This window comes from Caballeronia sordidicola (genome assembly GCF_000729995.1).
Taxonomy (GTDB): Bacteria; Pseudomonadota; Gammaproteobacteria; order Burkholderiales; family Burkholderiaceae; genus Caballeronia; species Caballeronia sordidicola_A.
Window position 1 is genome coordinate 1 of record NZ_JNFG01000076.1, and the last position, 8,755, is coordinate 8,755.

General features: G+C 60.2%; 8 protein-coding genes and 1 pseudogene. 5 read left to right on the forward strand and 4 right to left on the reverse strand.

What is annotated here, in order from left to right; all coding sequences use genetic code 11:
• The 3 genes and pseudogenes from FH08_RS0133615 to FH08_RS0133620 all read right to left on the reverse strand — a co-directional run.
• Positions 1-478, reverse strand: a 478-nt coding sequence (locus FH08_RS0133615) for an FUSC family protein (RefSeq protein WP_031362569.1), incomplete at its 3' end; no start/stop codon positions are given.
• Positions 479-624: 146 nt separating this feature from the next.
• Positions 625-795, reverse strand: a pseudogene (locus tag FH08_RS52105) (branched-chain amino acid ABC transporter substrate-binding protein); the annotation flags it as partial.
• Between the two features lie 81 nt (positions 796-876).
• A complete protein-coding gene (locus FH08_RS0133620; RefSeq protein ID WP_031362570.1) occupies positions 877-1,926 on the reverse strand; it encodes a phytoene/squalene synthase family protein in 1,050 nt (349 codons plus the stop codon).
• A 398-nt stretch (positions 1,927-2,324) separates the two neighbouring features.
• On the opposite strand from FH08_RS0133620, the gene FH08_RS0133630 reads away from it, so the two are divergent.
• The 3 genes from FH08_RS0133630 to FH08_RS0133640 are packed head-to-tail and all read left to right on the forward strand — an operon-like array spanning position 2,325 to position 5,588.
• On the forward strand, positions 2,325-3,356 hold the full coding sequence (locus FH08_RS0133630) for a succinylglutamate desuccinylase/aspartoacylase family protein (RefSeq protein ID WP_031362571.1): 1,032 nt from the start codon (positions 2,325-2,327) through the stop codon (positions 3,354-3,356).
• A gap of 14 nt (positions 3,357-3,370) precedes the next feature.
• Complete coding sequence (locus tag FH08_RS0133635) at positions 3,371-4,702, forward strand: MFS transporter (protein WP_031362572.1); 1,332 nt, start codon at positions 3,371-3,373, stop codon at positions 4,700-4,702.
• Positions 4,695-5,588, forward strand: a complete 894-nt coding sequence (locus tag FH08_RS0133640; RefSeq protein ID WP_031362573.1) for an MBL fold metallo-hydrolase — start codon at positions 4,695-4,697, stop codon at positions 5,586-5,588. Before FH08_RS0133635 ends, FH08_RS0133640 begins: the two co-directional genes overlap by 8 nt.
• A gap of 49 nt (positions 5,589-5,637) precedes the next feature.
• Here the strand turns inward: FH08_RS0133640 and FH08_RS0133645 are convergent, their stop codons facing one another.
• Positions 5,638-6,558, reverse strand: coding sequence for a LysR family transcriptional regulator (locus FH08_RS0133645; protein WP_035567841.1), 921 nt, complete (start codon positions 6,556-6,558; stop codon positions 5,638-5,640).
• A gap of 272 nt (positions 6,559-6,830) precedes the next feature.
• On the opposite strand from FH08_RS0133645, the gene FH08_RS0133650 reads away from it, so the two are divergent.
• A complete protein-coding gene (locus tag FH08_RS0133650; protein WP_031362575.1) occupies positions 6,831-7,637 on the forward strand; it encodes a DeoR/GlpR family DNA-binding transcription regulator in 807 nt (268 codons plus the stop codon).
• Positions 7,634-8,755 (forward strand): MFS transporter (locus FH08_RS0133655; protein ID WP_035567844.1); only part of this gene is annotated, 1,122 nt, incomplete at its 3' end. The genes FH08_RS0133650 and FH08_RS0133655, both read left to right, overlap by 4 nt.

The following is an 8,755-nucleotide window of genomic DNA, read 5'->3' on the forward strand; positions in this document are numbered from 1 at the left end:
GGCTCGGAAAAAAAACGCTGCCGACGATGCTGGCGCAGACGATGCCAAGCGTGATTTCTTCGGTTCGCGCCACGGCCACATCGAAGATGCTCAACGGATTCGACAATGCCGGCAGAGCAATGACAGACAGCGAATAACTGGCGAGCAGAAAAACGTAATTGCGTGCGGCTCGCGTCAAGATCGAAATGTAGACGAACACGCCTGTCCATAGCGCTATCAGCGCGCTCAACAGATAAGGCGTCTCCGCGAAAGGCGGCACGAGGGCGATGGAGGCGAGCGCGCCAAGCACCGTGCCGATCACGCGATAAAGCGCCTTCGACCGGGTCGCACCGACAAACGGGTTCGACACAATATAGACCGATGCCAGCGCCCAGTACGGTCTCGGAAGGTCGAAGTAGAACGCGATGTAAAGCGCGAGCATCCCAGCCGCGAAGGTCTTTAGCGAAAAAGTCCAGTCACGCAGCGAAGGGAAATTCATCGGAGAATATCGCTTGGGAGATCAGTCTGTCGCCCGGCAGCTCGGCCGGGCCCGCAGTGGCACGACCAACAGTGTGCTGCGTTTCGCCAAAATCTGCCTGGTCGATCACTTATGACTGGGTGCGCGTGGAGCGATCCGAGGATGTGCGACTCGCCAGCCAAAGTCGACAACGATTCAGTGCAAATGCCATCGCCACCTAAAATCTTCGCCCGCAATCCGAGTTGCATCGCCTGCTTAGCCAGTGGACCACCCGTCGCGTCGGTACCACCGTACATGATTGCATCGGGATTTTCGGTTTTGATCTTTGTTAGCACCGCAGGACTTGAGCGACTGCGGCTGGATCAGCATGTCATATTCCAATGGCGAGGTGAATCTGTTCAATCGCGCACACCCTACGATCAGCTTTTCATTCCGGCTCTGACTCTTTCCATCAGTCGCTCAACCCAGATACGTAGCAGTTTGTTCGACAGCACCATCGGCACTGAATAAGCGATCACTCGGTAAACGTCGCTACGTCGTACCTTGGATATCTTTTCCGGATCCAGCCAATCATCGTTGTTCACAAGGAGCAATAGCGTCTCTAGTCCGATAAGGATTGGCCATAAGCAGGCAAGGCGCAGTCGAACGGAAGACGCGGGAATAGCGAGCGTGTATTCGAGCGCTTCACGGAAGTGTTCAAGAGCCCCTTGGACAAGTTCGAACATAAGCGGGCGGGCGCGGAGCGAAGCATTCGGTAGCAACAGGTCTTCCGGACTCAAGCCAGATCGATCAAGCATCGTGGCGGGAAGGTAACAGCGTCCGATGCGCAAATCTTTGCCGCAGTCCCGCAAGACATTTGTCATCTGCAGCGCTTTTCCGAAACGAGTGCCGCGGTCCAACATCGTTTCAGGGCTTCCACTAAATGTTCCTGGCACGTGCGCGTAAGTCATCTGTGTCCAGAATTCCCCAACGCATCCCGCGACCATGTATGTGTATAGATCGAGTTCGTCTATTTCCTGAAGCGCAACGATTTGCCCGGAATATTCGTTGGGGAAAGTACGCAGGTCAAATTCCATGCCCTGTGTGAGGGTAGTGACAATCCCACGGACCGCATGCCGATCTGACTCGCTCAGTTGAGACAGCACCGTCAGCGCTGTACCGAGCGACTCAAGCAAATCCTTTTCATCGGACTGCGTCTGCTGACCAGCCACTTCTACAGCAATACGAGCCAGCGCTCCTTCGTCGGAGGCGCCATTGACCTGGCTGCGAAGCGACAGGAGCAGATCCAGCCGTTGCTCCGGCGGCACAATCGAAGTATCCGCGATCGTGTCTGCCGCGCGTGCCAAGAGATACGCGATGCCAATCGGATCCCGCATGCCAACGGGCAATACGCGCAGAGTGAGGTAGAAGGAACGTGAAACACCTTTCAGTAACGGACCGAGAAGGACAGCTCTAACAGGATTGCGCATGGATCGGATCAGGTCATTGTTGGACGAATCGGGTACCTCTTTATTGTATCCGGCAATACGGTCCATTCGACCGACTCGAAGGGATGAAGGACTGCTTTCCCCCGAAAGCCGCGGAAGATTCGAGCTTGGTCCAGGGTCCGGAGCAGGTCGACTTCTTCCGAACGACGACAGACAAAGATCACTTCGCTCTCACGCAAGGAAACGTCCTCCCTCTGAATCCGCCACAGGACTTGTCCGCCTCCCCTCGCTGAAGCGTGATGCCTCCAAGGCATCACGCAAGCCATCAATCGGCATTGGCATAAACCACTTCGATTTCCGATAGTACGGGCATTGCAGCGTCGTTTGCATGTCGTTTGCATTCACCGCCGCACCTCATGCCAATACTCAGGAGACGAACCATGGCCACCGACCGCTCGCGCATCTCGACGGATATCGATTTCGAGCAGGAAGGCTTTCAAACCGGCACATTGCGCGTGCCGCATTCCGTGGACCGCTCCGCATACGGGCACATCCCGATCCCGATCGCCGTGCTAAAGCTCGGTGATGGTCCAACAGCGCTTCTCACCGGCGGCAATCACGGCGACGAATACGAAGGCCCAATCGCGCTGATGAAACTGCTGCAACGCATGCCGTCGATGCAAATCAGCGGTCGCCTGATCGTCGTACCGGGTCTCAACTTTCCCGCGCTTCTCGCGGGGCGGCGGACCTCGCCTATAGATGGCGCAAACATGAACCGGATCTTCCCGGGCCATCGCGATGGCTCCATCACGGAGATGATCGCGCACTACGTAGACACCGAGTTGTTTCCCCGCGCCGATTTCGTCTTCGATATCCACTCGGGAGGCGCATCGTTCGATCATCTGCCGACGCTGCTGGTCGCACCCCCGGCCGACCCCGGCCAACGCCGCGAATATCAGCGGATTGTCGATGCGTTTGCCGCGCCCAACGCGATGGTAATGGACCTGCTCGGCGAGGACCGCACTTATGGCGCCGCCATCGAACGACACGGGAAGCTCTTCCTGTGCGGAGAATTCGGCGGCTACGCGACGTGTAATCCGCAAGGCCTGGCGATCGTGGAAGAAGGCTTGCAGCGCGTGCTCGCGGCACTCGGCATCTGCGCCGGCGAGGCGCTGCCGGCGCCGCGTTACGACACGCGCTGGCTGCAGGTTGAAGGCGAGCGGCATTACGTTTTTGCGGCCACGCGCGGGATCTTCGAGCCGGCATTCGCATTAGGCGACCACGTGAACAAAGGCGACCTGGCCGGACGCATATTCGATCCGCACGCGCCGTGGGCCCAGCCCATCGAGCTGAAGTTTCGCAGCGCGGGCGTGGTCGTCATCGTGCGTTCGTTTGCGAGCGTCGAGCCGGGTGATTGCGTCGCACTCGTGGCTTCCGGCTCCGACTCCCCTTCCGATTACCGCGCGCAATGAACCCGGAGACGACCATGTCCGCCATCCCGTTGACACAAGGCGTCGACGCGCGCGATGCGCTGTATCGAAAGATCACCTGGCGCTTACTGCCGTTCCTGACGCTGTGCTACATGCTCGCGTACCTCGACCGCATCAACATCGGCTTTGCGAAGCTACAGATGCAGAACCAGCTCTCGTTCTCCGACGCGGCCTATGGAGTCGCTGCGGGCATCTTCTTTATCGGCTACGTGCTGTTCGAAATTCCCAGCAATCTGCTGTTGCCAAGGATTGGCGCCCGAAAGACACTTTCGCGCATCATGGTGCTGTGGGGAATCACCTCCGCGTCGATGCTGTTCGTCCAGGACATCCACACGTTCTACGCCCTGCGCTTTCTGCTCGGTGTTTTCGAAGCGGGCTTCGCACCGGGAATGGTGCTCTACCTGACCTACTGGTATGCGCCATCGCGCACTGCTCGCGCGATGGCCGTCGTGATGTGGGCGGGACCGATCGGCGGTGTTATCGGCGGACCGCTGTCAAGCTGGGCCATGACCACGCTGGCAGGCACGCATGGCCTCGAAGGCTGGCAATGGATGTTCATCGTCGAAGGCCTGCCGTGCTGCGTGCTGGGCGTGATTGCATTCTTCTTCCTCGATGATCGTCCGCAGCACGCAAACTGGCTTTCCGATGAAGAGAAGGCGTTGCTTGCTGCTGATCTCGATGCGCAACGCCTGAACCGTGCGGCGAGCGAAGTACGGCATCAATCATTGAGAACCGTTGTCTCCGACCCACGCGTGCTGACGCTTGCCTTCAGCAATTTTTGCGTGATCGCGGGGATTTATACAGTGAGTTTCTGGCTGCCCACTATCCTGAAGACCGCTGGCGTTGCCGGCACAATGGCGATCGGCCTTTGGTCGACCTTACCCTACGTTGCAGCCATCGCCGCAATGGGTTGGCTCTGCCGCAGCTCAGACCGTCGCAACGAACGCCGCCGTCATAGTGCGCTCGCGAGCATCGTGGGTGCCGTCGCGCTGGCCATCGCCGGACTGTTCCCAGGTGAGCTCGGCATCGCGCTGCCGGCCATCGCCCTGTCTACCGCTATGCTCTGGGCGTCCTACACTGTTCTATGGGCGCTGCCCGCGGGGTACCTGGGTACGGCAGCGGCAGCGGGCGGCATTGCCTTCATCAACATTTGCGGCGCGCTTGGCGGCTTCGCCAGTCCGATCATCATCGGTGTCGTCAAGACGCTCACCGGCGACATGCAGGCCGGCATGCTGACGATCGTCGCCATCGCACTCGCCGGTGCGGTCGCGATGCTGCTGAATCCCATCGAGTCGGGACAGTCGCTAACGGAGACCCCACATGGATGAACCATCGACAACCTACCGCGTCGGCGACGCGTTGATCACCCGCGTGACTGAACAACAGTTTCAGTTGAAGACGGGCAAGCTGTTCGCCGACTTCGACCCCGCTGTCATTCAAGAGCACCGAGCATGGCTCGCTAACGGGCAGGTCGACGCGGCCGCCGAGCACTTCGTCCTGAACGTCAATACCTGGGTACTGCGAGTCAGCGGCAAGGTCATCCTGGTCGACACCGCAAGCGGCAATCATAAGGACCGTCCGTTCAGCGCCCTCTTCCACCAACTGGATACACCCTACCTCGAGCGGCTGGGGCGCGCGGGGGTGAAGCCCGAAGAGGTCGATTTCGTGCTGCTCACGCACCTGCATGTGGACCACGTAGGCTGGAATACCCGGCTCGATAACGGCCGTTGGGTGCCCACTTTCCCCAACGCGCGTTACGTGTTCTCACGCGCCGAACGGGAGTTCTTCGACACACCTGCTGGCGAGAGCCGGCGCATGGTTTTCGATGACAGCGTGTTGCCCGTGATCGACGCGGGACTCGCCGAAGAAATCGGTCCGGAGGGCGGTGAATATCTGCCGGGCATCCGCTTCCATCCGACGCCGGGTCACAGCGCCGGACACATGTCGATAGAAATTGAGTCGGCGGGTGCACACGCTCTCTTTAGCGGCGATGTATGGCATCACCCGATCCAGGTCTATCGTCCGGCGTGGAGTTCGATGTTTTGTGCCGACCAGCATCGTGCGACTGTCTCGCGCCGATGGGTACTCGACCGGGCGGTCGAAACGAGTGCGACGGTGTTCACGCCGCACTTTGCCGGGACATCGGCGGGTGTAGTGGACGTGGCGGATGTCTCGGCCCAAAGCAACGGCGGCTTCGCTTGGCGCTTTGTATGAAGATCTTTTCGAGTGACAGTCGGCTCGTCTGCGGCAATCAATGATGCCCCTACCGCCGTTTAACGGCCGCTACACTCACGTCGGGCTGCACCATCGCGCCGAGAACGCGAAGCAATCGCTGCAATGCCGCGTTAGGATTCGCCTCCAGATAAGCGAATGCCAGCGGCATCTGCACCGACAGATCGGTGAAGCGCAGGAACTGCGCGCGTGCCGGCGGCCGCCCGAGATTCGCGGCATTGACGATCGCCGCTCCCATGCCGGCCGAGACGAGCGACAAGATCGCGGCCTCGGTGGGCACTTCCTGCACCACGTCCAGCGTCAATCCGGCTTCGCTGCACGCGCTGACGAGCATGTCGTAATACGCCGGGTATGTTTGCCGCGGAAAACAAACCATCGGCCGGCCGTTCAGCTCACGCGCGGAAATCGGTTGGCCCTCCGGAAGACACCAGCTTCGCGGTACCGCGGCGATCACATCGTCAATGGCCAGAGGTAACACACGCAGCGCGCGCGGAAGCTCGCCGTAGGTATAGATAAACCCGCCGTCCAGCGTTCCGGCAAGAATCTCGGCGACCTGCTCGGGCGTGTTCATTGGCGCCAGATGAATGCTCACCTCGGGTGCTTCGCGCTGAAAGCTGTTAAACGCATCAGGGACCAGACCGTCCCAACTTGCATTGTCGACCACGCCAAGGCTTAACGTACCCTGGAGCCCTGATGCAACCAGCCTCACCGCGCGCGTGGCCGACTCAAGTATGCCGAGCGACTTGCGAACTTCGCGCAGGAATAAATCGCCCGCGACAGTAAGCTTGACGCCCTGCGGCGTACGGTCGAAAAGCCGCACGCCCAGCATCTGCTCGAGATCTTGTATCTGGCGAGTAATCGCTGGCTGCGTAACATTGATGCGATCAGCGGCCAGCCGGAAGCTTTGATTTTCCGCGACCGCAGCGAAGTACCTTAAGTGTCTAAGTTCCAAGTTTGTTCCCTTTGTTGCCGCAGCAATTCGTTATGTCCACAGTTCCACATTCTCACCGCACGTCCCGGCGGCTTATGCCTTCACCGTTTGCGACGGCAGGTCAGGATAACGCCCGACGTCAATGCTATCCGCGTTTGATGCGCGCGACGGAACGTGCGCCCTCTTAAGACCTGTGCAAAAAAAGTTTGCCCGGACTATCTCGTTTACGCTACATTATGCTCGATTATGATCGATTCACGACGACTGAATAAGCGTAAACAGAGACTGACGACATGCAAAGAACCCGGCGTGATGCCGTAGACGGGCTGCTTCCCGACGAACGCGCAAAGCTGATACTGGACAGGCTCCGGACGCACGGCCGCGTGCTGGCGGCCGAACTCGCGCTCGAATTCAACACCTCCGAGCACACGGTTCGCCGCCATCTGCGCGACCTGGCGGACGCGGGTCATTGCAAGCGTGTGTACGGCGGTGCGCTTCTGATCTCGCCCGCTACACCGTCCGGGTCCACCCGCCTGCGCGAAGCGGCTGACCGAAAGGCCCGACTGGCCGTTGCAGCGGTGTCCATCGTCCGGCCGGGGCACATCATCCTGCTCGATGCCGGGTCGACCAACGTCGCTATCGCGGCGGCGCTTCCCGACAACGCGGGTCTCACTGTGGTGACCAATTCCCCCGATGCCTGCTCGCGTTTGCTCGATCGTCCCGGCTTCGACGTCATTCTGATTGGCGGCCGGATGAGCGCGCGTGGAGCGGGGTCTCTCGGGTCCACCGCGCTTTTGCAGGTCCAGCAGATCAAGGCTGACCTCTGTTTCCTGGGCGCATGCGCCATCGACCCGGACGAGGGCGTGGCTGCGTTCGAGGCAGAGGAAGCCGAGCTTAAACGCGCGATGGTCAAATCCAGCGGTCAGGTCGCCATCGCGATGACGTCGGAGAAACTGATGACCTCGGCGCCCTTTTTTGTAGCGGCAACCTCCAGCGTCGAGCATCTGATCGTGGAGCCGGATGTGTCTGGGCAACGGCTAGCCGAATTCGAAAAGATCTGCGGCAACGTGATCGTGGCTCATGCGGAGGCTCGATCATGAAACCTGTCGCTGAACGTATTGCCACCACGGCGGTCTTTCTCGGTAACGGGCTGGGCATTGGCGCGTGGGCCGTCGAAGTCCCGCGGATCAAGGAAGCTTTGTCGCTAAGCGATGCATCGCTCGGGATCGCGCTGTTTTGTTTTGCCTTAGGTGCGATTGTGGCCATGCCGCTAGCGGGCCGGCTGGCGCCGCGCTTTGGAAGCGGCCGCGTCACCGCATTCCTGGGCGTTGCATTTGTCATTGGGCTGCCCTTGCCCGCGCTAGCTCCGGACTTTGCTTTGTTATGCGTCGTGCTCTTTGCGTTAGGCGCTGCGAACGGCGCACTGGATGTATCGATGAACGGACATGCCAGCGCAATCGAAGGCGAATGGCAGTCGCCCATCATGTCGTCGTTTCATGCGGCCTGGAGCATGGGTGGTCTGCTGGGCGCAGCGGGGGGTGCGGCGCTTCAGGCCAACGGCATCGGCACGATGGGCGGATTGCTGCTGCCTGACGTCGTTATCGGCGTGCTCGTTTTGACAAGCGCTGTATTTGCGCTGCGGGATATCGGACCGAGAGCATTAGCGTCGGCTAGCGGTTTTACATTGCCTAGCGCGGGCGTCATGAAACTCGCTGCCCTCGCCTTTCTCTGCATGCTGGTCGAAGGCGCGGTGGCCGACTGGAGCGCGGTGTTCCTGCGCTCGGCACTCGACACGCAAGCAAGCGCAGCAGCGCTCGGTTATTCGTCGTTTGCCTTCGCGATGGCGGCATGCCGTGTAGTCGGGGATGTATCGGTTCGGCGCTTGGGCGCGAGCGTAGTAGTCGCTAGCGGAGGGCTTATCGCGGCGCTTGGCTTGGCGCTGGTGCTGGGTTATCCGAACGTGGTTACCGCTTGCGTGGGATTTGCGCTTGTGGGAATCGGCCTGGCTAACATCGTGCCGGTGATCTTTAGTGCTGCGGGCCGTTCTACTACAACGCCGGCGGTTGGCGTTTCCATGGCGGCCACGGCGGGTTATGCCGGCTTTCTGGTGGGACCGCCGTTGATCGGGCTGGGCGCAGGTTTTTTGGGGCTGCGTCTTGCGTTGTGTGCGCTGTTGCTGGCTGCGTTGATCGTCTGTCTGGTGGGCGGGAAAGCCGTG

What these genes read in the sequence shown, in the direction of transcription:
- FH08_RS0133620 (WP_031362570.1), bottom strand. Translation starts at nt 1,926, where the DNA reads ATGCGCAATCCTGTTAGAGCTGTCCTTCTCGGTCCGTTACTGAAAGGT.
- FH08_RS0133630 (WP_031362571.1), top strand. Translation starts at nt 2,325, where the DNA reads ATGGCCACCGACCGCTCGCGCATCTCGACGGATATCGATTTCGAGCAG.
- FH08_RS0133635 (WP_031362572.1), top strand. Translation starts at nt 3,371, where the DNA reads ATGTCCGCCATCCCGTTGACACAAGGCGTCGACGCGCGCGATGCGCTG.
- FH08_RS0133640 (WP_031362573.1), top strand. Translation starts at nt 4,695, where the DNA reads ATGGATGAACCATCGACAACCTACCGCGTCGGCGACGCGTTGATCACC.
- FH08_RS0133650 (WP_031362575.1), top strand. Translation starts at nt 6,831, where the DNA reads ATGCAAAGAACCCGGCGTGATGCCGTAGACGGGCTGCTTCCCGACGAA.